The 23,476-nt window shown below is 70.1% G+C and carries 21 protein-coding genes and 1 pseudogene; 10 read left to right on the forward strand and 12 right to left on the reverse strand.

The window, feature by feature from the left end; all coding sequences use genetic code 11:
* The first annotated feature begins 149 nt into the window (after positions 1–149).
* From ACZ60M_RS15535 to ACZ60M_RS15560, 6 genes are all read left to right on the forward strand, one after another.
* The gene (locus ACZ60M_RS15535) at positions 150–2,039 is read left to right on the forward strand and encodes a hypothetical protein (protein WP_465418551.1); all 1,890 of its coding nucleotides are present in this window, start codon (positions 150–152) and stop codon (positions 2,037–2,039) included.
* Between the two features lie 5 nt (positions 2,040–2,044).
* On the forward strand, positions 2,045–3,031 hold the full coding sequence (locus tag ACZ60M_RS15540) for an alpha/beta fold hydrolase (RefSeq protein WP_465418553.1): 987 nt from the start codon (positions 2,045–2,047) through the stop codon (positions 3,029–3,031).
* Between the two features lie 68 nt (positions 3,032–3,099).
* Positions 3,100–3,957, forward strand: coding sequence for a DUF3152 domain-containing protein (locus tag ACZ60M_RS15545; RefSeq protein ID WP_465418555.1), 858 nt, complete (start codon positions 3,100–3,102; stop codon positions 3,955–3,957).
* A gap of 99 nt (positions 3,958–4,056) precedes the next feature.
* Positions 4,057–5,235, forward strand: a complete 1,179-nt coding sequence (moeZ, locus tag ACZ60M_RS15550) for an adenylyltransferase/sulfurtransferase MoeZ (RefSeq protein WP_465418557.1) — start codon at positions 4,057–4,059, stop codon at positions 5,233–5,235.
* 183 nt (positions 5,236–5,418) lie between these two features.
* The gene (locus ACZ60M_RS15555) at positions 5,419–6,315 is read left to right on the forward strand and encodes a serine hydrolase (protein WP_465418559.1); all 897 of its coding nucleotides are present in this window, start codon (positions 5,419–5,421) and stop codon (positions 6,313–6,315) included.
* Positions 6,316–6,403: 88 nt separating this feature from the next.
* Positions 6,404–7,276, forward strand: a complete 873-nt coding sequence (locus ACZ60M_RS15560) for a hypothetical protein (protein WP_465418560.1) — start codon at positions 6,404–6,406, stop codon at positions 7,274–7,276.
* A gap of 49 nt (positions 7,277–7,325) precedes the next feature.
* On the opposite strand, the gene ahcY is transcribed toward ACZ60M_RS15560, so the two are convergent.
* Positions 7,326–8,789, reverse strand: coding sequence for an adenosylhomocysteinase (gene ahcY, locus ACZ60M_RS15565; RefSeq protein WP_465418562.1), 1,464 nt, complete (start codon positions 8,787–8,789; stop codon positions 7,326–7,328).
* Between the two features lie 321 nt (positions 8,790–9,110).
* On the opposite strand from ahcY, the gene ACZ60M_RS15570 reads away from it, so the two are divergent.
* Complete coding sequence (locus ACZ60M_RS15570; RefSeq protein WP_465418564.1) at positions 9,111–10,145, forward strand: GNAT family N-acetyltransferase; 1,035 nt, start codon at positions 9,111–9,113, stop codon at positions 10,143–10,145.
* 74 nt (positions 10,146–10,219) lie between these two features.
* Here ACZ60M_RS15570 and manA read toward each other — a convergent pair whose 3' ends face one another.
* The 5 genes from manA to ACZ60M_RS15595 form a co-directional block, all read right to left on the reverse strand.
* A complete protein-coding gene (gene manA / locus ACZ60M_RS15575; RefSeq protein ID WP_465418566.1) occupies positions 10,220–11,368 on the reverse strand; it encodes a mannose-6-phosphate isomerase, class I in 1,149 nt (382 codons plus the stop codon).
* Positions 11,369–11,520: 152 nt separating this feature from the next.
* The gene (locus tag ACZ60M_RS15580) at positions 11,521–12,717 is read right to left on the reverse strand and encodes an SIS domain-containing protein (RefSeq protein WP_465418568.1); all 1,197 of its coding nucleotides are present in this window, start codon (positions 12,715–12,717) and stop codon (positions 11,521–11,523) included.
* 73 nt (positions 12,718–12,790) lie between these two features.
* Positions 12,791–12,967, reverse strand: coding sequence for a Trm112 family protein (locus ACZ60M_RS15585; protein WP_392969667.1), 177 nt, complete (start codon positions 12,965–12,967; stop codon positions 12,791–12,793).
* 3 nt (positions 12,968–12,970) lie between these two features.
* Positions 12,971–14,350, reverse strand: coding sequence for a phosphomannomutase/phosphoglucomutase (locus tag ACZ60M_RS15590; protein ID WP_465418570.1), 1,380 nt, complete (start codon positions 14,348–14,350; stop codon positions 12,971–12,973).
* 78 nt (positions 14,351–14,428) lie between these two features.
* A complete protein-coding gene (locus ACZ60M_RS15595) occupies positions 14,429–14,863 on the reverse strand; it encodes a DUF3499 domain-containing protein (protein ID WP_465418572.1) in 435 nt (144 codons plus the stop codon).
* A gap of 121 nt (positions 14,864–14,984) precedes the next feature.
* Between ACZ60M_RS15595 and ACZ60M_RS15600 the strand changes: the two genes are divergently transcribed.
* On the forward strand, positions 14,985–15,416 hold the full coding sequence (locus ACZ60M_RS15600; RefSeq protein ID WP_465418574.1) for a metallopeptidase family protein: 432 nt from the start codon (positions 14,985–14,987) through the stop codon (positions 15,414–15,416).
* 318 nt (positions 15,417–15,734) lie between these two features.
* Here the strand turns inward: ACZ60M_RS15600 and ACZ60M_RS15605 are convergent.
* The 3 genes and pseudogenes from ACZ60M_RS15605 to ACZ60M_RS15615 form a co-directional block, all read right to left on the reverse strand.
* Positions 15,735–15,986: pseudogene (locus ACZ60M_RS15605) on the reverse strand (WhiB family transcriptional regulator); the annotation flags it as partial.
* Positions 15,987–16,317: 331 nt separating this feature from the next.
* A complete protein-coding gene (locus ACZ60M_RS15610) occupies positions 16,318–16,839 on the reverse strand; it encodes a hypothetical protein (protein WP_465418576.1) in 522 nt (173 codons plus the stop codon).
* A gap of 7 nt (positions 16,840–16,846) precedes the next feature.
* Positions 16,847–17,935, reverse strand: coding sequence for a mannose-1-phosphate guanylyltransferase (locus ACZ60M_RS15615; protein ID WP_465418577.1), 1,089 nt, complete (start codon positions 17,933–17,935; stop codon positions 16,847–16,849).
* 189 nt (positions 17,936–18,124) lie between these two features.
* Here ACZ60M_RS15615 and ACZ60M_RS15620 point away from each other — a divergent pair, with 189 nt between their 5' ends.
* Positions 18,125–20,200 (forward strand): alpha-galactosidase, encoded by a 2,076-nt coding sequence (locus ACZ60M_RS15620; protein ID WP_465418579.1) that lies wholly within the window; start codon positions 18,125–18,127, stop codon positions 20,198–20,200.
* Between the two features lie 187 nt (positions 20,201–20,387).
* A complete protein-coding gene (locus tag ACZ60M_RS15625; RefSeq protein ID WP_465418580.1) occupies positions 20,388–20,810 on the forward strand; it encodes a hypothetical protein in 423 nt (140 codons plus the stop codon).
* Positions 20,811–20,863: 53 nt separating this feature from the next.
* Here ACZ60M_RS15625 and nucS read toward each other — a convergent pair whose 3' ends face one another.
* From nucS to ACZ60M_RS15640, 3 genes are all read right to left on the reverse strand, one after another.
* Positions 20,864–21,529 (reverse strand): endonuclease NucS, encoded by a 666-nt coding sequence (gene nucS / locus ACZ60M_RS15630; protein WP_465418582.1) that lies wholly within the window; start codon positions 21,527–21,529, stop codon positions 20,864–20,866.
* Between the two features lie 109 nt (positions 21,530–21,638).
* Positions 21,639–22,952: a hypothetical protein gene (locus tag ACZ60M_RS15635; RefSeq protein WP_465418584.1), complete on the reverse strand. Its 1,314-nt coding sequence runs from the start codon at positions 22,950–22,952 to the stop codon at positions 21,639–21,641.
* Positions 22,949–23,458, reverse strand: coding sequence for a SigE family RNA polymerase sigma factor (locus ACZ60M_RS15640; RefSeq protein WP_465418586.1), 510 nt, complete (start codon positions 23,456–23,458; stop codon positions 22,949–22,951). The genes ACZ60M_RS15635 and ACZ60M_RS15640 overlap by 4 nt, the downstream gene beginning before the upstream one ends.
* Between the last annotated feature and the right edge of the window lie 18 nt (positions 23,459–23,476).

The raw sequence follows: 23,476 nt of genomic DNA on the forward strand, positions 1-23,476 counted from the left end.
GTCATCCGTCAGTGGCCCGCTCTTGCGACCTGAACGAAGTTTACGGAAACCTGAATACAGTCTCCCAGCGTACGGGGGCGACAAACGCGGGTTCGAGTCACTGGGCACGCCACGGTACCTTGAGGGCGGGAATATGAAGGAGTTGTCTAGTGGTGTATGACCAGAACCGACCGGATGAGTCGCAGCGTCCGAGCGGGGAGGAACGGCCCGCCCGCAGGCGCATCGGCAGGTCCTGGGGACCGCCCGCCGAGGAGGCTCCCGAGCCCGCCGAGGAGGCGCGGCAGGGGATGGGCCAGGCGCCGGAGCAGTACCGGTTCGACCCGGACCGGGGACGCCGCCACCGCTACAGCGAGGACCCCACCGGGCAGGTGCCGAACGTGCCGGTGGAGATCGCCGAGACCGGCCCGATGGTCCCGGCCACGCGCCGTCCTTCGCCGGGCGAGCAGTTCGAGCCGATCCCGCCCGCCCCGCAGCATTCCCAAGCCCCCCAGAACTTCCAGGGCGAGCAGCAGTCCCCGTACGCCCCGCCGCCGCAGGAGCAGTCCATTCCCCAGCAGCAGGACTTCGGTGCGCCGCAGCAGCACCCGGGCTACAGCGCCCCGCCGATGCCCGGCGACTACGCCCCGCAGCAGCACCCCAACCAGGGCCCGCCGCAGCCGAACCAGGAGTTCGCGCCGCAAGGACAGGAGTTCGCGCCGCCAAGCGTGAACCATGAGTACAGTGCTCCGCCGAGCCAGGACTTCGGCGTGATGCCCGGCGCGAACCAGGAGTTCATGCCTCCGAGTGCGAACGGCTCCGCGCCCGCCGCGCAGGAGTACAGCGCGCCGCACGACCCGAACGCCGCCGCGCAGCAGTTCTACAGCGCCCCGCGCCAGCAGGTGCCGAGCGCGCCGCAGCCGAACCCGCAGTTCGGACCCTCGAACCAGGACTTCGGCGCGCAGCAGCCGCAGCAGGACTTCAGCGCCCCGCCCGGCATGAACCAGGAGTTCGCCCCGCCGAGCGCGAACGGCTCCGCTCCCGCCGTACAGGAGTTCAGCGCGACCCCGCAGGAGGCCCCGGCCCCGGAAGCTCCGCCGCACCAGACCGTGCAGCACCCGACCGCGCCGTCGCCGGTCCAGCCGCCCGCGCCGCAGCAGCACACCGGCCCGATCGAGGTTCCGCAGCAGGCCGCGCCCCCGGCCCCGAGTGCACCGACCCAGCCGCCGCTCGCGATCCCGAACGCGGAGCAGCAGACCGACCAGTTCCCGATCGTGCAGCAGCAGCAGCCGGTCACCGAGGTCTCGCCCGCCGCCGTCCCGAGCCCGCCGGTCACCGAGCAGGCCCCGCTGCGCACGGCTCCGGCGAACCGCCCGCCGCTGGCCGAGCCCACCCCTCCCGCGACAGTAGAGAAAGACGTGAACGACCCAGAATCCGCGCGCCTCGTCGACGCCGTCCGCCAGGTCCCCGGCGTCCGCGACGCCTTCCATGTGACCGCCCCCGACGGCAACTCCAGCCTGCGCCTCGAACTCGAGGAGGGCGTCGACCCCGACGAGGTCCACGCGGTCGTCTCGGCCGTCGTCGCCGAGCAGCGCGCGGTCGAGCCCGGCCCGCAGTCCGCCGACGAGCCGGAGGTCCACGACCACATCGAGCCCCCGTCCGCCGAGGTCGAGGTAGCGACCGTGGGCCCGGTCGAGCTGCGCCGCGTCGACATCGAGTCGGCCGGGCTCGAAGCCGAGGTGAGCGTGACGCTCGCCCTCGGCGACGCCGAGTCCACCGGCAAAGTCGCGGTCCCGCCGATCGACTGGCACATCCAGCACGCGGCCGCCGCCGCGACGGTCGAAGCCCTGCGCCCGCGCCTGGGCGCGAACGACGTGCGCGTCGAGGTCGAGCACGCCTCGATCGTCCCCACTGGGCCGGTGAAGACCGCCGTGGTCGTCATCCTGTGGCTCGACGGCCGCTCGGTGCGCCGCCTCTCGGGCGCCTCGGTGGTCACCGCCGAACGCTCCCGCGCGGTGGTTTCGGCTACTTTGAGTGCACTCGCTGGTGAAGTGACACACTAGGTTCCATGAAACGGGCACGGCTGGCAGAGGCGGGCGAGGTTCGCAGTCCCGCCCGCCCCCACCCGCCGTTCCCGGGCGCGGAGCACCAGCTCAGCCGCCGCCGCCTCTTCATCCGCCACACGGCGCCGACCGCGCCGGGCGCCGAACCGGCCGTGTTCGTGCACGGCCTCGGCGGTTCGGCGCAGAACTGGACGGACCTCGCCGACGCGCTCTCGGACCGGCTCATGACCGACGCGGTCGACCTGCCCGGGTTCGGGCATTCGGCCCCGGCCCCGCGCGTCACGGTCCCGCTCCTGGCGCAGGACGTGGCGGCGTGGATCATCGAGTCCGGCCGCGGCCCCGTGCACCTGGCGGGGCACTCGCTCGGCGGGGCCGTCGCGGTCTACCTGGCCGCGACCCGCCCGAACCTGGTGCGCACCTTGACGCTCGTCTCGCCAGCGATGCCGTTCGCGAACCCGCGCCGTTCGCACCAGTCCCGCTTCGTGCCGATGCTCGCGGTCCCGAAGATGGCCTGGTTCGCCGACCGGGCGATGCGCTCGCGCACCCCTGAGGAGGTCGTGGACGACATCGTCCTCGGCACCTGGGCCGATCCGGCGACGATCCACCCGCAGCGGCGCCGCGAGGCGATCGCCGAGGCCCGCCGCCGCCTGGCCGTCCCGTGGAACTCGCGCGCGTACATCCAGACCTACCGGGGCCTGATGGCCTCGTTCTTCCAGGCCTTCGTGCCCGGCACGCACTCGCTGTGGCGCCTCGCCCGGCACATCGAGTGCCCCGCGCTCGTCGTCTGGGGCAAGCAGGACCGGGTGATCGACGTGCGCCAGGCCCCGCCGACCGCGCTCGCGATCCCCGACTCGCGCCTGCTCATCCTCGACCAGACCGGCCACGTCGCGATGATGGAGCGCCCGCAGGCGGTCGCCCGCGCGATGACCGCGATGTTCGACGAGGCCCGAAGTCCCTTGAACCCTACTGATAACGCTTTGTCCGCATTGTGAACTAGAACGGCGCCACACGAGACTCAGGTGTCGGCCCCGCGGGGCTCCGTCTGTCTTAGACTCGCGGGGTGACTGAGGGACGGTTGGCACGGCTCAAGCGCATCCGCAGGCTCCGCAGGCGGCGCCGCTTCGTCTTCCTCGCCATCCTCGTCCTCGCCGCGAGCGCCGGACTGTACTTCGCCCTCAGCTCCGCCGACTCCGAGAAGCCGCAGGCGCTCGACGAAGACGAGCCGATCGCGTCGCCGACCACCGTGGCCGACCCCTCGCCCTCCGCCGAACCCTCCCCGTCCCCGCAGGTCGAAGCCGAGGTCACGCCCCCGCTGTACTTCTCCGGCACCGGCACCTGGACCTACGCTGAACCCGTGGACGACGCGGTCGTCGGCGACTCCGGGACCCTCCTGCAGTACGACGTCGCCGTGGAGAACGGCCTCGAGCTCGACGCCGCCGAGTTCGGCGCGTTCGTCTACGAGACCCTCGCCGACTCCCGCTCCTGGACCGCGGGCGGCGCCTGGCGCTTCCAGCAGGTCGCCGAGGGTGCGAGCGCCGACTTCACGGTCTACCTCGCCAGCCCCGAGCAGCGCGCCTACCTGTGCGGCTCCCAGAACACGACGGTCTCGTGCCGCAACGGCGACAACGTCGTCATCAACTCGGCCCGCTGGATCACCGGCGTCGGCCACTGGGACGGCACCCTCGACACCTACCGCCAGTACGCCGTGAACCACGAAGTGGGCCACCGGCTCGGGCACGGCCACGAGGTCTGCCCCTCTACCGGCGCGGTCTCCCCGGTGATGGCCCAGCAGACCTACCAGCTCGCGGGCTGCACCGGCAATGCCTGGCCCTACCCCGACGGATCGACCTACGTCTCCGGTCCCGTGGGCGACTACAACGGCCCCGACCTCCCGCCGGACGACTTCGTCGACCAGTAGCGTTCCACCATGCGGGACAAGCCATCCCATTTGCGTGAAGAACCGCACACCGGGCTTCCCAGTGGAATATCCAGCCCGTGGACATGCATTATTGAACATATGAGTTTGCCGCCGCTGGTCGAACCAGCCCCAGAGCTGTCGATTGACGAGGTGCGCCGCTATTCGCGCCACCTCATCATCCCCGACGTCGCCATGGACGGTCAGAAACGACTCAAGAACGCCAAGGTGCTCTGTGTGGGCGCGGGCGGCCTCGGGTCCCCCGCCCTGATGTACCTGGCCGCGGCCGGGGTCGGCACTATCGGCATCGCCGAGTTCGACACGGTCGACGAGTCGAACCTGCAGCGCCAGATCATCCACGGCCAGTCCGACATCGGCCGCCCCAAGTCCGAGTCGGCCGCCGCCACCGTGCGCGAGATCAACCCGTACGTCAACGTCGTCATCCACAACACGGTGCTCGACAACGACAACGTCTTCGAGATCTTCGAGCAGTACGACCTCATCGTCGACGGCACGGACAACTTCGCGACCCGCTACATGGTCAACGACGCGGCCGTCCTCCTCGGCAAGCCGTACGTGTGGGGCTCGATCTACCGCTTCGACGGCCAGGCCTCGGTCTTCTGGGCCGACCAGGGCCCGTGCTACCGCTGCCTCTACCCCGAGCCCCCGCCGCCCGGGATGGTCCCCAGCTGCGCCGAGGGCGGCGTGCTCGGCGTCCTGTGCGCCTCGATCGGTTCGATCCAGGTCACCGAGGCCATCAAGCTCCTCACCGGCATCGGCGACCCGCTGGTCGGCTCGCTCATGGTCTACGACGCGCTCGAGATGGAGTACCGCAAGATCAAGGTCCGCAAGGACCCCAACTGCGCGGTCTGCGGCCCCAACGCCACCGTCACCGAGCTCATCGACTACGAGGACTTCTGCGGTTCCGTGACCGACGAGGCCGCCGAGGCCGTCGTCGGCTCCACGATCACCCCGCGCGAGCTCGAGGCGTGGATCAAGGAAGGCCGAGACATCGACCTCATCGACGTGCGCGAGCCCGCCGAGTACGAGATCGTGCGCATCCCCGGCTCCCGGCTGATCCCCAAGGGCGACATCATCTCCGGTGCCGCGCTTGCCGATCTGCCGACTGAGCGGCAGGCGGTGTTCTACTGCAAGGCGGGCGTCCGCTCCGCCGAGGCGCTGGCCGCGGCGAAGGCCGCCGGCCTGAAGAACGCCGTCCACGTCCAGGGCGGCGTGCTCGGCTGGATCAACCAGGTCGACCCGAGCCTGCCCGCCTACTAGGGCAGACAGGAACGCAGGGCGTGCGGCTCCGGCCGCACGCCCTTTCCCGTGCCCCCGAGTGCACGGTTTGAATGCACGGTTTGGTTGCCTCAGTCGGATATGAGATTTCAAACCCCTGCTGATCAATGAATTCCCATGTTGAGGCATTGACTCTCACTTGACCGGTTCCGTAGCCTCGCAAGGATGATCCGCAAAAGCGAAGCATCCTCACGCCGCCTCACCCCCACCCGCCGCAACCTGCTGCGGATAGGCGTGCCCGCCGCGGCCGTCCTCGTGGGCGGCGGCGCCGTCGCCACGGTCGCCGCGAACGCCGACGACGAAGGCGGGATCGACTCGATCTTCGGCCCCTCCCGCGCCGAGCTCGAAGCCGACCTCAAGACCCGGATCGACGAGTACCTCGCGGGCACCGGCACCGAGATCGCGGCCTCCGTCGCCGTCGCCCGAGGCGACCTGCGCCTCGACTACAACGCCGCACAGACCCACATCACCGCCTCCATCGCCAAGGCCGAGATCCTCGCGATGGTCCAGCAGTACTGGGGCTCGGTCGACGCCATCCCCGAAGACCAGCGGGAAGACCTGCAGCGCATGATGACCGAGTCCGACAACGGCTCGGCCAGCGCCCTCTACAACTACCTCGGCGGCGTCGTCGCCCTCGAAGCCGCCCACGAGCGCTTCGGCCTCGAAGACACCACGGTCGACCCCGAGGGCCGCTGGGGCGTCGGCTGGACCAGCGCCGCCGACCAGCTCACCGTCCTCGACATCAACCTCTACGAAGGCGTCCTCACCGCCGAGCAGGCGGACCTCGCCCGCGAGCTCATGGGCTCGGTCGTCGAAGAGGACGCCTGGGGCGTCTCGGCCGCCGCCAAGGAAGGCGAGGCGGTCTGGCTCAAGAACGGCTGGGACGTCGAGTCGCAGCTGGACGGCCTCTGGGTCGTCAACTCGATCGGCGTCCTCGGCGGCGACGGCGACGACCCGGTCAAGCTCGCGGTCCTCACCAGCGGCGCCGTCGCCGAGGCCGAGGGCATCCCGGTCGTCGAGGAGATCGCCAAGCTCGCCCGCGAGGTCATCGAGACCGCATAGCGTTCCGGCCCAAGCGAATCCAGTGGGCACCCGGCAGCGTCCGGGTGCCCACTGGACAAGTCGCGAGACCGTTTCATAGTCTTGCGCCATGACCCAAGCCCCCGAACGGCATCCCTTCATCCCCTCCCGGCGCACGCTCCTGCGCGCAGGCGTCCCGGCCGCCGTCGCCCTCGCCGGAGGCACGGCCCTCTTCGGCGCCTCGGTCGCCTCCGCCGCGGGCCCCACCGACGCCGAGCTCTCCACTGAGCTCGCCGGCCGCATCCGGACCTACCTGGCCACCACGGGAACCCAGACCATCGCCTCGGTCGCCGTCTCGCGCGGGTCCCGCCTGGTCACGGTCAACAAGACCAAGATCCACGACACCGCCTCCATCGTGAAGATGGAGATCCTCCTGATGCTGCTGGAGAAGTACAACGGCATCAGCGCGATCCCGTCCGACATCCGCGAGCACGCGCGGCAGATGATCATCTGGTCCAACAACGACTCGACCACCAAGGTGTACAACCACCTCGGCGGCTGCAGCGCCCTGTCGGCGGCCCACGTCCGGTACGGCCTGCAGTACACGAAGGCCTCCGCGGACTGCCGCTGGGGCCTGACCACGACCAACGCCACCGACCAGCTGAAGGTCATCGGGAACCTGCTCTACAAGGGCCGCCTGACGCAGGCCGAAGTGGACCACGCGCGCTGGCTCATGGGCGGCGTCGCGTCCTCGCAGGCGTGGGGGATCAGCGCCGCCGCGAAGACCGGCGAGAAGGTCTGGATCAAGAACGGCTGGGACTCCCGGACCTCGCTCGGGGGCCTGTGGGTCGTGAACTCGTGCGGCGTCATCAACGTCCCGAACCAGACCGCGATCCGCATGGCGATCCTGACCAGCAAGGCCCCCAACTACACCAAGGGCGTCGCCATCGTCAAGGAGATCGCCAAGCTGACGCGCACGGTCATCAACAAGGCCGTCCTCTAGACACGCAGAAGCGGCCCGGACCTCTCGGTCCGGGCCGCTTCGCTATCGCCTAGTACCGGTAGTGGTCCGGCTTGTAGGGCCCTTCCACGTCCACGCCGATGTAGTCGGCCTGCTTCTTCGAGAGCGTCGTCAGCTTGACACCGAGCGCGTCGAGGTGGAGGCGGGCGACCTCTTCGTCGAGCTGCTTCGGCAGCGTGTAGACGCCGATCGGGTACTGGTCGAGCTTGGTGTGCAGCTCCATCTGGGCGAGGACCTGGTTCGTGAAGCTGTTGCTCATCACGAAGCTCGGGTGGCCGGTCGCGTTGCCAAGGTTGAGCAGGCGGCCCTCGCTGAGCACGATGATCGAGTGCCCGGCAGCGCCGTTCACACCCGCGAACTGCCACTCGTGGACCTGCGGCTTGACTTCGAGCTTCTTGACGCCCGGCTCGGCGGCGAGCCCGGCCATGTCGATCTCGTTGTCGAAGTGGCCGATGTTGCCCACGATCGCCTGGTGCTTCATGCGGCGCATGTGGTCGATCGAGATGATGTCGCGGTTGCCGGTGGTCGTGATGAAGAGGTCCGCGTACTCCACGGCGTCTTCGAGCGTCAGCACCTGGTAGCCGTCCATGGCCGCCTGCAGCGCGCAGATCGGGTCGACCTCGGTGACGATGACGCGGGCGCCCTGGCCGCGCAGCGCCTCGGCCGAGCCCTTGCCGACGTCGCCGTAGCCGCAGACCACGGCGGTCTTGCCGCCGATGAGCACGTCGGTGGCGCGGTTGATGCCGTCGGGCAGCGAGTGGCGCACGCCGTACTTGTTGTCGAACTTCGACTTGGTCACAGAGTCGTTCACGTTGATCGCCGGGAACGGCAGGCGCCCGTCGCGCTCCAGCTCGTAGAGGCGGTGCACGCCGGTGGTGGTCTCCTCGGTGACGCCCTTGACCGCGGCGCACTTGCGCGAGAACCGGGTCGCGTCCTCCTTGATGGAGCGGGCGAGCAGCGCCAGGACGACGCCTTCCTCTTCGCTCTCGGCGGTCGAGAGGTCCGGCACGACGCCGTCGGCCTCGTACTTGGCGCCGTTGACCACGAGCATCGTGGCGTCGCCGCCGTCGTCGAGGATCAGGTTCGGCTCCCGGTCGCCCCAGTCGAGGGCGCGCTCGGTGCACCACCAGTACTCTTCGAGGGTCTCGCCCTTCCACGCGAACACCGGGACGCCCTGCGGCGCTTCGGGGGTGCCCTGCGGGCCTACCGCGATCGCGGCGGCTGCGTGGTCCTGAGTGGAGAAGATGTTGCACGAGGCCCAGCGGACCTCGGCGCCGAGCGCGGTGAGCGTCTCGATGAGCACGGCGGTCTGGATCGTCATGTGTAGGGACCCGGTGATGCGGGCACCCTCCAGCGGGCGGGACGCGCCGTAACGCTCGCGCAGGGCCATGAGGCCGGGCATCTCGTGTTCGGCCAGGCGGATCTCGTGGCGGCCGAAGTCGGCCAGCTTGAGGTCGGCAACCTTGTAGTCGTCGGCACGCAGCGTGTTCGTCATGGCAGAAATGCTACGCGTCGCGCCTCGCAGACCTGAAGAACGCCACCGCGGCGGCAGCGTGGAGCACTGCGGCGCACGCCACGGAAAAAAATTTTCCAGCAACGCGTGTTTCGGCTTGACACTGCCGAGGCTGTGGGTAATATTGCAGATACACAGCGTCACGGAGATGCGGAGGGCCCAAAGGGTCCGGAACCGTCACCGAGGCGCCGGGGAATACCAAACCGGGGGGAGTGCCGGGCGGTCTGGGGTGGCCGCCCGGCACATTTTTGTGTCTTCTGTAAATCGATTGCGCGCCTTCCCGATCTGCGGGATGGTCATGGCGTGAGCAACCCTGACATCGAGATCGTCCCGATCGATCCCCTCGACCGCGACATGGTCGCCGGCTGGATCGGCACCCAGCGAGCCGTCGTCGCGCACGACCAGCCCGGCGAGCCGCTTCCCAGCCCCGCGTTCCAACGCCTGCGGCTCCTGCTGTGGCCTGACTCACTGAATGTCGAGCGGTACGTGGCCGTCCAAGGCGGCGAGGTCGTCGGCTCCCTCCAGTACTCGATGCCGACCCAGGACAACCAGCACCTGCTGGAACTCGAACTCGACGTGCGTCCGGACCGCCGCCGCCAGGGCATCGGCACCGCCCTCGTCGAGTTCACCGAGCGCCGCGCCGCCGAGCTCGGCCGCGACACGGTCCTCGCCTTCGCCGTCGACTCCCTCCCCGGCTGCCCGCAGTTCGACCACTCCGGCCAGCACTTCGCCAAGGCCCGCGGGTACAAGACCGTCGACCAGGAGATCCACCGCCGCAACGACCTCACCGTCGTCAGCGACGACGAACTCGGGAAGCTCTACGCCGACGCATGGCAGAAGGCCGCCGGATACGAACTGGTGCAGTGGACCGGCGCCTGCCCCGACGAGGTCATCGACGGGTACGCCGCGCTCAACGAGCGCATGTACACCGACCCGCCCATGGGCGAGGAACTCGACATCCGGCCCGCGACCTACGACGCCGCGCGCATCCGCAACCTCGAATGGACGACCGCCGAGCGCGGCCAGGCCCGGTTCATCTCCGCGGTCGTGCACGTCGAATCCGGCGAGGTCGCCGGCATGTCGGGCCTCGGCACCGTCCCCGGCGAGGAGCTGCACGCCTGGCAGGAGGACACGATCGTCGAGGAGAAGCACCGCGGCCACCGCCTCGGCATGATCCTCAAGATCGCCAACCAGCGCCTCCTCCGCAGGTACCGTCCGCAGATCCGGTACATCCACACCTGGAACGCCGAGGTCAACGACCACATGATCGCCATCAACGAGGCCATGGGCTACCGCGCCCTGTGCCGCGACCTCGACGTGCAGAAGAAGCTCTCGTAGTACGCGAGTTCCCGCGTTGCAATGGGAAACCGGCCCCGTGCTCAGCGCGGGGCCGGTCTTTCGCTTTGTGGCGCTTACGCGCTCGCGATGAACAGCTCGCCCGTGCCGCTCGCGGTGATCGACCCGGCCGTGCCCGCCGAGAACGCCGCGCGGCCGGGGGAGAGGGCCACCTCGCCCTCGTCGTCCGCCACGGTGACGTTCCCGCCCGTGCTCAGGCAGATCCGGGGGCCGTCGATCGCGATCTCGACCGGCTCGCCCGTGAGCTCGACGCGGCGCAGCGCGAAGTCCGCGATCGGGACCGGCCACGAGCGCACCGCGCCCGCGTCCTCGATGAGCGCGCGCGGTTCGTCGATCGCGTTGAAGTCCAAGACCCGCAACAGCTCCGGCACGTCCACGCGCTTGTTCGTCAGACCGCCGCGCAGCACGTTGTCGCTCGCGGCCATGATCTCCACGCCGAAGCCCTTGAGGTACGCGTGCAAGTTCCCCGCGGGCATGTACACGCCCTCGCCCGGCTGGAGCGTGATGTGGTTGAGCAGCAGGCTCACCAGGACGCCCGGGTCGTCCGGGTAGGAGCGGGCCAGGTTCACCAGGTCCGCCGCGTCGTCCGTCGCGAGCTCGGCAGCCGCTTTCGCGGCCGCGTCGATGATCCCGCGGCACTCCTCGCGGCCCAGCCCCAGCAGGTCCGGGACGGCCCGGCGCAGCCCGGCCTTCGGGTCGCGCAGCGTCGCCACGAGCGATTCGAGCTCGGGGACGCCGAGCGCCTCGATGTCGGCCGCGGCCGCGAGCGGGTCGCGGAAGCCGCACATCGCGCGGAACTCGGTGAGCGCCACCAGGAGTTCGGGCTTGTGGTTGTCGTCCACGTAGTTGCGGTAGGCCGCGTCGATGCCGATGCGCAGCTCGCGCTGGTGGCCCGAGTTGGCCTGGCGCAGGTTCGGGTGCGCCTGCAGCGACAGGGGCTTCCCGGCCGCGAGGAGCTTCAGCAGGAACGGGAGCTTCGGGCCGAAGCGGTCGAGCGCGCGCTGGCCGAGCATCCGGGCGGGGGCGGACGCGATCGCGTCGTCCAGGGGGCGGCCGTCGTGGAGCGTCGAGGGGGCGCTGTGGTGGGCCCCGAGCCATTCCTCCGCTTCGGGGAGGTCGGCCGGCACCTCCCGGCCCTGCAGCCGGGCGATGTCGACTTGCGATCCCCACGCGTAGTTGCGGATGACACCGTAGAGCCCCTGCACCGCCGCTCCTCACTGTTCGGGTTGAAGGCCTCAACTCTAGCCGCCCTGCCCGTGCGGCCCGCCAGTGCGGCCGCCCCGAGCGCGGGACGCGGCGGGCCGCGGACGGCTAGGCCGTCCGCGGCCCGAGACATGTTGCGGCCCTTGCGGTCCCGCTAGTCCGATCCGAGGGTCGCGTCCTTCATCTCGGAGACGGCCGGGACGCGCATCGGGTCGAGGCCGTGGGCGAGCGCCAGGTACACCGAAGCGAAGTCGGGGACGGCGATGAGCGACGCGAGCCGCTCCAGCGAGCAGCCGCCTTCGGCGGGGAGCACGTCGCAGCGGACGCCGCGGCGGGCGGCCAGGTCGGCGACGGCGTCGGCGCGGCGCACGTCCGGCTTGGGGCCGGTCTCGTCGCCGTCGAGGCCGTCGTCGCGCATGAGCACGATCCGCAGCCGCGTCAGCTGGTCGTCGTCGGTGGGGTCGGCGAAGATGTCGGTCTGGCCCTCGGCGAGCGAGCCGAACACGCCGTCGAGGAGGCCGACGCGGCCGCGGCCGACCTCGCCGAGCTCGCCGGAGACGACCGGGTAGCGGGAGTTCGCGGCGAGCATGTCGCCGAAGCGGCGGGCCGCGACGCCCGCGAGCGGGCTCGAACCCCACACCACGGGAATCGACCCGGCCAGGTTCATCGCGAGCTCCTTCGCCGGGTTGACGTACGCGTCGGCGTCGGGACGGCAGCGCTCGGCGTCCTCGTCGAGGCGCCTGGCGGTCTCGGCGATGTCGGCCTCGACGAGGCTCACGAGCCCGAGTTCCCTGGCGGCCATGAGGACCGGGACGGCGAGCGCCCACAGGCTCAGGCGCGCGGGGGCGCGGCGGGGGACCGCTACGAACGAGGCGCGGGCCCTCTCGGCGAGGGCCTGGAGCTCCGAGTCGGGGGCGCCGATGGCGACCAGGCGCGCGCCGCGGCGGGCGGCGGCCTCGGCGGCGGCGAGCGCCTCGGGGCTGCGGCCGGAGGCCGAGACGGCGATGACGACGTCGGCGGCGCCGACCCAGCCGGGGACGCCCGCGGACCGGTGTCCGAGGATCGGCACGGGGCAGCGGGGCCCGGCCACGGTGGCGAGGATGTCGCCGGTGCGCGCGGCGGTGCCGACGCCCGCGACGACGACCGCCCGGGGGCGGCCCTCCTCGGCGAGCGCGGTGAGGCCCGCGTCGGCGGCGAGCGCCGCGGACTCGCGGAGCTGCGGTCCGGCGGAGGCGAGCGCCCACAGGGCGCCGCCGGGCCGGATCGACTCGCTCAGGTCGCCTTCGATGCGTCGCTCGTCGGGGAGCCGGTCGCCGGTGATCCCGGCGATGCCGTCGTCCTCAAGACCCATGCTGTAACTCCTCCTTGGCCTGCGGCCCTAGGCGGTTCGCTTCGTTGCCGGGGTGCCTCTGCGTGCGAGGCGGCTATTCCGGGCCGTCGTCGAGGAGCATCACGGGGATGCCGTCCTCGACCCGGAAGACCTTGGCGCACTCCGAGCAGGTGAGCGCGTTCGCCTCGCGGTCGTACGAGAGCGGGGCGTGGTGGGGCTCGGGGCAGCGCAGCAGTTCGAGGAGCACTGGCTTGGGCGCGGTGGCGGGCATGGGCTAGTTCCTTACGGTGCGGAGGATGTCGTCCCGCAGCCGCTCCATGGACGCCTGGTCGGGGCCCTCGGCGTTGAGGCGCAGCAGCGGTTCGGTGTTGGACGGGCGCAGGTTGAACCAGGAGCCGTCTTCGAGGGTGACGGTGAGGCCGTCGAGGCGGTCGGTCGTGACCCCTTCTCGCGCAGCGTACTGCGCGGCGACCTCTTCGATCTTGGCGTGCGGGTCGGCGACTTTCGAGTTGATCTCGCCGGAGGGCGTGTAGCGCACGAACGCGTCGGAGATCTCCTTGGCGGTCAGGTCGCTCTCGCCCACGGCGGCGAGGACGTGCATCGCGGCGAGCATGCCGGTGTCGGCGAACCAGAAGTCCTTGAAGTAGTAGTGCCCGGAGTGCTCGCCGCCGAAGACCGCGTCCTCCTCGGCCATGACGGCCTTGATGTAGGAGTGGCCGACGCGGGTGCGCAGCGGGCGGCCGCCGTGCTCGGCGATGAACTCGGGGACGGCCTTCGAGGTGATGAGGTTGTGGCACACGGCGGAATCGGGGTGCTTGCCGAGTTCGCGGACGGCGATGAGGGAGGTGATCGAGGACGGGGTGACCGGCTCGCCGTCGGCGTCGACCACGAAGCAGCGGTCGGCGTCGCCGTCGAAGGCCAGGCCGAGGTCGGCGCCGACCTCCCTGACGCGGGCCTGGAGGTCCACGATGTTCGCCGGTTCGAGGGGGTTGGCCTCGTGGTTGGGGAAGGAGCCGTCGAGCTCGAAGTAGAGCGGGTCGATCTCGAGGGGGAGCGCGGCGAGAAGCTGGTCGCCGAGGACGGCGGGGACGGTGTATCCGCCCATGCCGTTGCCCGCGTCGACCACGATCTTGAGCGGGCGGATGCCGGAGAGGTCCACGAGTTCGCGCATGTAGGAGGCGTACGCGGCGAGGAAGTCCTCGCGCTCGACCGTTCCGGGCTTCGCTGCGGCCGGTGCCGGTTCGCCGTCGAGGATCGCCTGGGCCGCGTCGCGGATGTCGGCGAGGCCCGTGTCGAGGCCGATCGGGCGGGCCGCCGGGAGGCACATCTTCAGGCCGTTGTACTCGGCCGGGTTGTGGCTCGCGGTGAACATCGCGCCGGCGACGTCGCGCTTCCCGGCGATGAAGTACAGCATGTCGGTCGAGCAGAGCCCGGCCTCGATGACATCGGCTCCGGCGCTGGTCGCGCCGCGCGCGAAGGCCTCGGCGAAGCCGGGTCCGGAGTCGCGCATGTCGTGGCCGACGGCCCAGGTCGTCTCACCCGTGACGGCCACTGCGGCCGCGCCGATGGCCTCCATGACCTCGGGGGTGAGTTGCGAACCGACGAGTCCGCGCACGTCGTAGGCCTTCACGAAATCGCTGAGTTTGGGAGCCACTCAGTTGCCGCCTTTCCGGTGTTGCGGGTCCGGTGGGGAGACGTTCGGCACCCTCGCCAAGGCCACCCCGTGACGAGACTAGCGCTGTAGGTCCTCGTCGCCGGACACCACCCGGAGGTGACGCCGGGCACCGACCTGGGGCGCGGCGGGGCGGAGCCCTTGGCGCTGAGACGCATCGGGCTCGTCGTACCGGCTGCCCGTCATGGGCGCCGGTTCGGCAGGCTCGATCTCGTGCCTCTCGCCCACGGCGGCCTCCCGCACGGCGTTGGCCAGGGCGACCAGGTCGTCGTCGGTGGGCATGGGCACCGTGTAATCGCCTTGATGGCGGACCAGTTCCCAGCCGTGGGGAACGGTGAGGCGCCGGGCATGCGCATCACACAGGTCATAGCTATGGGGTTCCCGCGTTGTTGAAAGCGGGCCGACCACAGCCGTCGAATCCGAGTAGATATATGTCAAAGTGGCCACCGCAGGCTGGCGGCAGCCGTTCCGGGAGCAACGCCGATCCGACCTCACCCCACGAAACTACCACTCGCGGTGGCGAAGTCAGCGGCGCTGAACTGTGGTCCGATGCGGAATTGTCCGGATCGGGATCGCGGGGCCCGAATTCGTCGGTGGCGGAGGCTAAGGTTTTCCCATGCGCAGAGATCGACACGGACGGGGGATGCGGGGGCCGCTGGCGCCCCGGGCACTGCCGCTGCGTCGCACGCCCGTCGAGAAGTTCGACGCGCTCGTGATGGATTCAGTGGTCGAGATCGAGCGGCACCTGGCGGAGTCCCTGGGGTCGAAGTTCACCGATCTGCGGCACATCGAGTTCGCTGTGGACGAAGTGCCGCCCGAGTCCCAGGCCTATGACGCCGACATCGTGGAGGACCACGGGGTGGCGCTCTCGCGGCTGTACCCGGCGCAGCCGGGCACGGTCGCCGCTTCGCCGCGGATCGTGCTGTACCGCAGGCCGATCGAGCTGCGGGCCGAGGGCAAGGCCGAGATGGAGTCGCTGGTGCGCTCCGTCCTGGCCGAGCAGCTCGCGTCCCTGCTGAACCTGCCGCCCGAGGACCTGGAGTTCTAGTGCTGTGAACGGCGCAGGGGCGGGACTCCGATGTCCCGCCCCCGCCGCTCGCTCGTAGGGATGTGCCTATGCGGCGACCGGAATGCGCTCCTGCACGACCGGTTCCTCCGCGAGTCCGCCGATCGGAGCGGGCAGGCCGCCGACCAGTTCCTCCAGCAGGCCGACCTGGCCGCCGATGCCGCTCCCGACCAGGACGGGCTCGGTGTGGCGCTGCTCGGCCGCGAAGACGACCTCCGTCGCCAGCGCGGGGTTGATCATCGGGCTCGGGAAGCACACCACCACCGGCAGGCGCTCCGTGCGCCGCCGTGCCGCTTCGCGCGCCTGGCGTTTGATCTTGCGGCGCTCCCGTTCGGAGAGCCCGCCCCAGATGCCGAACCGCTCATCGTGGTCGAGTGCGTACTGCAGACAGTTCTCTTTGACCTCGCACCGCGCGCAGATGCGTTTCGCATCCCGCGTGGACCCCCCTTTTTCGGGGAAGAACGCCTCCGGATCGGTCTGCGCGCACAATGCGCGAGCCTGCCACTCCGGAACGTTACCCAACAGGTCGGCCAAGTAGTCACGGCCGTCCATATGCGTCCGCCTCCTCGTTCGCGCACCGGCAGAACCGGTGCTCCCCCCTTGCAATCACTTGCGCTGCACCGGGATGCGGGACGGCGGGCTGGACGCGTCCCCTCCCCTGAAACGCGTACGGCCGTGCTGCGGACGAGCCGGTCGTCCGCTGTCGCCTTGTCCTGCATGGTGTGCTTCTGTGGTGAAGCCCGGTGCCCGCGGGCGGCCTGTAGATGGGGCCGCACCGCCATTACTCGTCGCTATGGACGATGAGTGCTCATCGCTATTCGGTCACGGTTCGATATCAGACGATAGCGCACAGTGAACTGAATGATGGAAGGACCCCTCAGACTCACGCTTGTGGGGGACTTAACTTGACAGGCTCTGGAGTGGAGGATCGCTCGCGAGTTCCGTTCCATCGCACGAAGACCAGGCCGATACCGGCCAAGGTCAGCCACACCGCGTCGAGCAGGAGTCGCTCCACGGCGGCGCGCGTGTCGATGAAGACCTGTCCTTCCTCAGCCAACTGCCTGGCTTCGTCGAATCCGTACCGGGCTGCCGACAGCGCCAGCAGTACACCGATAACGATGTAGCAGACGTAAACGAGACGGGTAACGCGAACTGTCACCCGTCCGGGTCGCGTGTCGGGCGCCAGGAAGGCCGCAACTGCTGGCAGGGCGACCGGGACGATCGAGAAGAGGGTGCCGCGGGCCTCGTCGGTGAAGCCGATCCCGGCGGCGCGGCGGATCGTGTCGTCGCGCGGGTCGAGGCCGACCCCGAACAGCCACTGGGACAAGGCGACACCGATGAACACCAGTGCGCACGCGAGCAGGACGGCCGCGATGACCGCACGTTGGCGGGACCCGAGCTTCATGGCGCCATTAGACCAGATCGGTTCTATTGGCCTGCTTGAGTTCCTCGACCAGGCCCTTCACTTCCTGGGCCCGGTCCCGGGGGCACACCAGGAGCGCGTCGGGCGTGTCGACGATGATGAGGTCGTCGACGCCGACGGTGGCGACGAGCCGCCCGGCGGCCGGGACGACCACGTTCCGCTTCGACTCGGTGAGGATCGTCTGGCCCGAGCCCTTGGGCTCGACGATGACGTTCCCGAACTTGTCGTTGGCCGGGAGCACCTGGCCGAGCGTGTCGTAGTCGCCCACGTCGTGCCATTCGAAGTCGCCGGGGACGACGCCCACCTTGCCCGCGGCGGCCGCGGGCTCCATGACGGCGTAGTCGATCGAGATCTTCTCCAGGGTCGGCCACAGCTGCGCGAACAGGGCCTCGCGGCGGTTGGAGTCCCACGCGGCGGCGAGGGTGCGCACCGCGTCGTGGAGCGCGGGGCGGTGGCGCTTGAGCTCGGCGAGGTAGGCGTCGACGCGCCACACGAACATGCCGGCGTTCCACAGGTAGTTCCCGGCCGAGACGTACTCGACGGCCGAGACCTGGTCGGGCTTCTCGACGAACGCCCCGAGCTGGTAGCCGGGGCCCACGGGCGGGCCGAGCCGCAGGTAGCCGAAGCCGGTGTCGGGGCCGGTGGGGGTGATCCCGATGGTCATGAGCAGGCCCGTGGAGGCCAGCTCCATGGCCTTCTGCACGGTCTTGGCGAAGGCCTCGCCGTCGAGCACGAGGTGGTCGGCGGCGAAGGAGCCCATGATCGCGGTCGGCTCGCGCTCGGCGATGACGGCGGCGGCGAGGCTGATCGCGGCGGCGGAGTCGCGCGGGGAGGGCTCGACGAGGATGTTGTCGCCGGGGACCTCGGGGAGCTGGCGGGCCACGTCCACCGCGTGCGCCGCGCCGGTGACCACGTAGACGTGGTCCGGGTCGGACAGCAGCCGGGCGCGTTCGACCGTGGACTGCAGCAGCGACGAGTCAGTGCCCGTGAGGGGCAGCAGGAACTTGGGTCGTTGCGCGCGAGACAGGGGCCAGAGCCGGGTTCCGGAACCGCCCGCGGGGACCACCGCGTGAAGCATGCCAATAGTCTTGCATGCCGCTCCCACGTGCCCGTTCACCACCTGCGGCGGGCCCTTCGGAGTGACACGCCGGTTGCGGCGGCGTGAAGAACGGGGCAACTCCGACAGGTCCTGAATGATGATACCGGTTTCTATAGCGCTTGCCTCGAGAGGCAGACTGGACCCGATCCCGATCCTTGAGGAGACCGCATGTCCATCCGCTTCGACGAAGCCGCCCTCACCTGGCACCTCACCGGGGCCGGGCGCTCCTACGTCGTCGGCGTCCACGACGGCCTGCCCCGCCAGCTGCACTGGGGCCCCGCGATCCCTGACGCGGCCGCCGCGTCGCTCGCGGTCGAGTGGCGCGAGGCCTACTCGTGGGACGACCGGCTCCACACCGGCGCCGAACTCCTCGGCGAACTCGGGCCCCAGTTCGCGACCCCGTCCCTGCAGCTGCGCCATCCCGACGGCGCCAAGGGCTTCGCCTGGCACTACGCCGACCACACGATCGACGAGGACCACCTGGCGATCCGGTTCACCGACCGCGACCTCGCACTGACCTTGCACTACCGGCTGTGGGACACCGGCGTCCTCGACCGGTGGGCCTCCCTCGACGCCTCGTCCCCGGTCGAACTCACCCGCTTCGACGCCGCCGCCTGGACCCTCCCGCACTGGGACGACTACCGGCTCTCCCACCTCAGCGGCGAATGGGCCGCCGAATGGCAGCTGCGGCGCACCCAACTGCCGGTCGGCGAGACCGCGATCGGCTCCCGGCGTGGACTCACCGGCCACCAGTCGAACCCGTGGACCGCCGTCGACGACGGCACCGCGACCGAGATCGCCGGCACCGTCTACTCCACCAACCTCGCCTGGTCCGGCTCGTGGCGCGTCCTGCTCCGCCGCTCCGCCCAGGGCCGCGTGTCGATCACCGGCGGCGCCGGGCACGAGGGCCTGCGCTGGACCCTCCGCGCGGGCGAGACCTGGACGACCCCCGTCTACTCCGGGCTCTGCACCCACGACGGTTTCGGCGGCGCCTCGCGCGCCTGGCACGAGCACCTGCGCCGCCACGTCATGCCCACCCCCGAAGAGGACGCGCCCGTCCTCTTCAACTCCTGGGAAGCCGTGTTCTTCGACGTGGCCGAAGCGAAGCAGCTCCCGCTCGTCGCGCTCGCCGCGCGCATCGGCTGCGAGCAGTTCGTCGTCGACGACGGCTGGTTCGGCAAGCGCGTCACCGACAACGCCGGGCTCGGCGACTGGCAGCCCAATCCCGACCGCTTCCCCGAGGGCCTCGGGCCGCTCATCGACGCCGTGCACGCCACCGGCATGAAGTTCGGCATCTGGGTCGAACCCGAGATGTGCAACGCCGACTCCGACCTCCACCGCGCCCACCCCGACTGGGTCCACCACCAGGCCGGACGCGACCGCACCGAACTGCGCCAGCAGCTCGTACTCGACTACGGCCGCCCCGAAGTCGCCGCCTGGGCCTACGCCTGGCTCGACGACCTGTTGAGCGCCAACGACATCGACTACGTCAAATGGGACCACAACCGGCCCTGGACCGAAGTCGGCCGACCCGACTCCACCGACCCCGACCGGGCCTGGTTCGAGCACGTCCAAGCCGTCTACTCCATCAAAGAACGCCTGCGCGCCAAGCACCCGAACGTGCGCATCGAAGGCTGCGCGGGCGGCGGCGGCCGCGTCGACCCCGGCATGCTCCGCTTCGTCGACCAGGTCTGGACCTCCGACAACACCGACGCGGGCGACCGCGTCAACATCCAGTACGGCTTCAGCCAGGCCTACCCGGCGCGCGCCATGGACACCTGGATCACCGACGAGCCCAGCGGCTTCAACCAGCGCACCACCTCCCTGCGGTTCCGCTTCCACGTCGCCAGCGCCGGCGTGCTCGCCGTGGGCGGCAACCTCACCGAGTGGACCGAAGCCGAACTCGACGAGGCCGCCGAGCATGTGGCGCACTACAAGCGGCTGCGGCCGGTCGTCCAGCACGGCGTCCAGTACCGCCTCGGCGACCCGGAGACCTCGCCGCTCACCGGCGTCCAGTACGTGCACGGCGACCAGATCGCGGTCCTGGCGTTCAAGACCCCGCACCACTGCAACCGGCCGCTCGCGCCGCTGCGGCCCCAAGGCATCGCGGCCGACTCGCGCTGGCGCGACGAGGACACCGGCGAGATCCATTGGGGAGCGACACTGAACGTGCTCGGGCTGCCACTGAAATGGGGCAACGCCGACTGGGACTCGGCGATCCTCCGCTTGCGCAGAGTGGAATAACGAACCCACGCTGTTACGGCTCAATGGACGGACACGGTAAGTAATTGACCTGGTCCGAACGGTTGAGGTGAGCAGTATCTCGTGAATTGACCGGTTGGCCGCCCTTAGGAAATTTGCACCGCTGCCCTAGACTCCACGCTGTTCCGCCCGAACAATCAGATCGAACGACATCAATAGGAGTTACCCCGTGGCTTACCAGCCCGCCCCCGCCCCCATGCAGCAGTCCGTCCCCGTCAAGCAGGGCAACGGCTTCGGCGTGACCGCGCTGGTGCTCGGCATCGTCGCGCTCGCCGGGTTCTGGATCCCGCTCGTCAACGTCGTGAGCATCATCATCGGCGTCATCGCCCTGATCTTCGCCATCATCGCCCTGGCCAAGGCCGGTTCGCGCGGCGGCAAGGGCAAGGGCACCGGCGGCACCGGCCTAGTGCTCGCGGTGCTCGCGATCGCAGGTTCCATCGTGTGGAACATCGTCGTCGTGGACATGCTCCAGGAGGGCGCCGACACGCTCAAGGAAGACTCGATCCAGGAATGCGTCGAGGCCGGCGAAGGCCTGCTGACCGAAGCCGACTGCGAGGCCGAATGGGACCGCCTCGAAGACGAGCTCCAGTAACCTGAGCAACCGCAAGGGCCGCAGCGGAATCGCTGCGGCCCTTCGTCATCCGTCTAGAACAGCCTCGGCTGGCTCTCGTCCACAGCCCCGCGCAGGTCGTCGTAGTCCAGGACCACGCACCGGATGCCGCGGTCCTCGGCGAGCACGCGCGCCTGCGGCTTGATGGCCTGGGCGGCGAACACGCCGTCGACCGGGGCCAGGAGCGGGTCGCGGTTCAGCAGCTCCAGGTACCGGGTCAGCTGCTCGACGCCGTCGATCTCCCCGCGCCGCTTGATCTCCACGGCCACGTGCTTCCCGTCCGAGTCGCGGCACATGAGGTCCACCGGCCCGATCGCGGTGGGGTACTCCCGGCGCACCAGCGACCAGCCCTTCCCCAGCGGCGCGGTGTCGGCGGCCAGCAGCTCCTGCAGGTGCGCCTCGACGCCGTCCTTCTGCAGTCCCGGGTCGACGCCCAGTTCATGGCTCGAGTCGTGGAAGACCTCTTCGATCGTGATCTTCAACTGGTCCCCGGTCTTCTTCGACGTGACCGTCCACTCGGTCGCGCCCTCGACCACCGTGCACGGCGGCGTCATCCAGTTCAGCGGCTTGTACGACCCCCCGTCGGCATGCACCAGCACGCTCCCGTCGGCCTTCCAGATGATCAGCCGGGTCGCCATGGGCAGATGGGCCGCGAGGCGCCCCGTGTAATCGACTTGGCACCGTGCCACCAACAAACGCATGGCAAGCACCCTACCCGTGCCGCTTGGTGCGCTCGGCCAAGCCGGTGCCGAGTGGGACGAGCGGAACGGGCCCCTGCCGGTGGCGGGGGCCCGTTCGGGGTTCAGGTGTTTAGCGGATGGTGTGCACGATCGCGTCGAGCGCTTCGAAGGGGATGGACGGGGGTTCGGTGGTGCCCAGGGACTCGGCTCCGACTCCTACGGCCCAGCCGTCGGCGGCGCGGTATTCGAACGAGGTCGGGCCCGGGCGGATGGTCACGGAGTCGCGGTGCACCAGGCCGGTCGAGTCGTCGAGCTGGGTGTACTCGCAGGAGAAGTCGGTGCAGTTCGCGTAGTGCTCGGCCGGTTCCTGGGAGGCGCCGCCGTCGCCGGGGGAGTCGAGGGGGGTCACCTGGAGGAAGAACCTGACCTGCTCGCCGCCGTTGACCGTCGCGTCGGCGTAGGCGACGCGCGTGTTGTCGTTGCCGTAGTAGTAGCCCTCGGCGTAGGCGTCGGTCTGTTCTTGTGCGACGAACTCGACCTCGGCGGCCGAAGGGACCGTGGCTCCGGGGAACTGCGCTGCGATGCCGTCGACGAGCGCCTGGGCGAGGGCGGCGTCGTCGGGCAGCGTGTAGTTGCCGGTGCTGCCGTCGTCGAGTTCGAGGTCCGGGGCCTCCTGGTCGACCGGGATGGCTTGCGCGACACCGGCGAGCTGCTGGGGGGTGACGCCGAGCGTGCCGGTCCTGAGCGCCTCTTCAAGCTCGACATGGACGATGACGCCGTCGCCGCGTTCGAGCAGGGCGGCCCGCACCGGAACCTGGTCGCCTTCGACCAGCGTCCGGGTCTCCTCGACCAGCAGCACCGGCAGGTCCTCTTCGTTCCCGCCCAAGTCCTGGGTGCACTCCACGTCCGGTCCGCAACCGGCGAGGCCCTCCATACGCACCGAAGCCTCGGTGTCGCTCGGCTCCAAGACGTCCACCCGCAGGATCGCGTGCTCGCCGGATTCGGTGAAGAGCACTAGCTCTTCGTAGCGGTAGCCGTCCGCTTCCGCGTCGAAGTAGAAGCCGTCGAAGTCGGGCTCGAACTCGCCGCAGTAGCCGCCGATGGTCCCGCCGATCCCGGTCATCGCCGTGACCAGCGCTTCCTCGTACATCGCGGCTCTTCCCCGCTGCGCGTCGCTCATCTGGGCAACCGCATCGCACGTGTAGGCCTCTTCCTCTTCGCCCGGCCCGGCAGCACCGAGCGGGGCCGACCCGAGCCACATCGGGATCGCCAGGGCCGCAGCGAGCGCCGCGACCCCGGCGACCGCGCCGGTCCCGATCGCCGCGCGTCGGCGCAGCACCCGGCGCCGCCCGGCGGTCACGATGTCGTCGGTGCCCGAGTCCGGAACCGGATCGGCTCCGTCGAGCGCTTCGTTGAACAACCCGCGCACGTCGTCTGGGTTCATGATTCGGCTCCTTGGCCCGCGAGATTCGACTGCTCATAAAGGTCGCGCAGCGTCTGCAGTCCCCGCGCGGTCTGGCTCTTGACAGTGCCGGCCGAACAGCGCATGATCCGCGCGGTTTCCTCGACCGGCAGGTCCTCCCAGAAGCGGAGGACCAGGGTGGCCCGCTGCCTGGGTGGCAGCGTGGCGAGAGCGGCGACGGCGGCGAGGCGCTCATCGGAGCCGCTCGCCGCGGCGATGCCTTCGGGCAGTTCCGAATAGGAGCGCTCACGGCGGAACCAGCCGCGCCGGGACTCGTCGATCAAGGTGTTGGTGACGATCCGCCGCGTGTACGCGTCGGCAGTCTCCATCTTGGTCCTCGACCACACCGCGTAGAGCTTCACCATCGAGCTCTGCACGGCGTCCTCGGCCCGGTGCCAGTCGCCGCACATCAGGTACGCGGTTCGGAGCAGGCCTGACCGGCGTGCCTGGACGTACTCGCGGAATTCGCGTTCCTGCTGCGGGGTCATGGGGGCCTTTCGTCGCGT

The sequence above is a fragment of the Glycomyces sp. NPDC050141 genome (assembly GCF_055586545.1).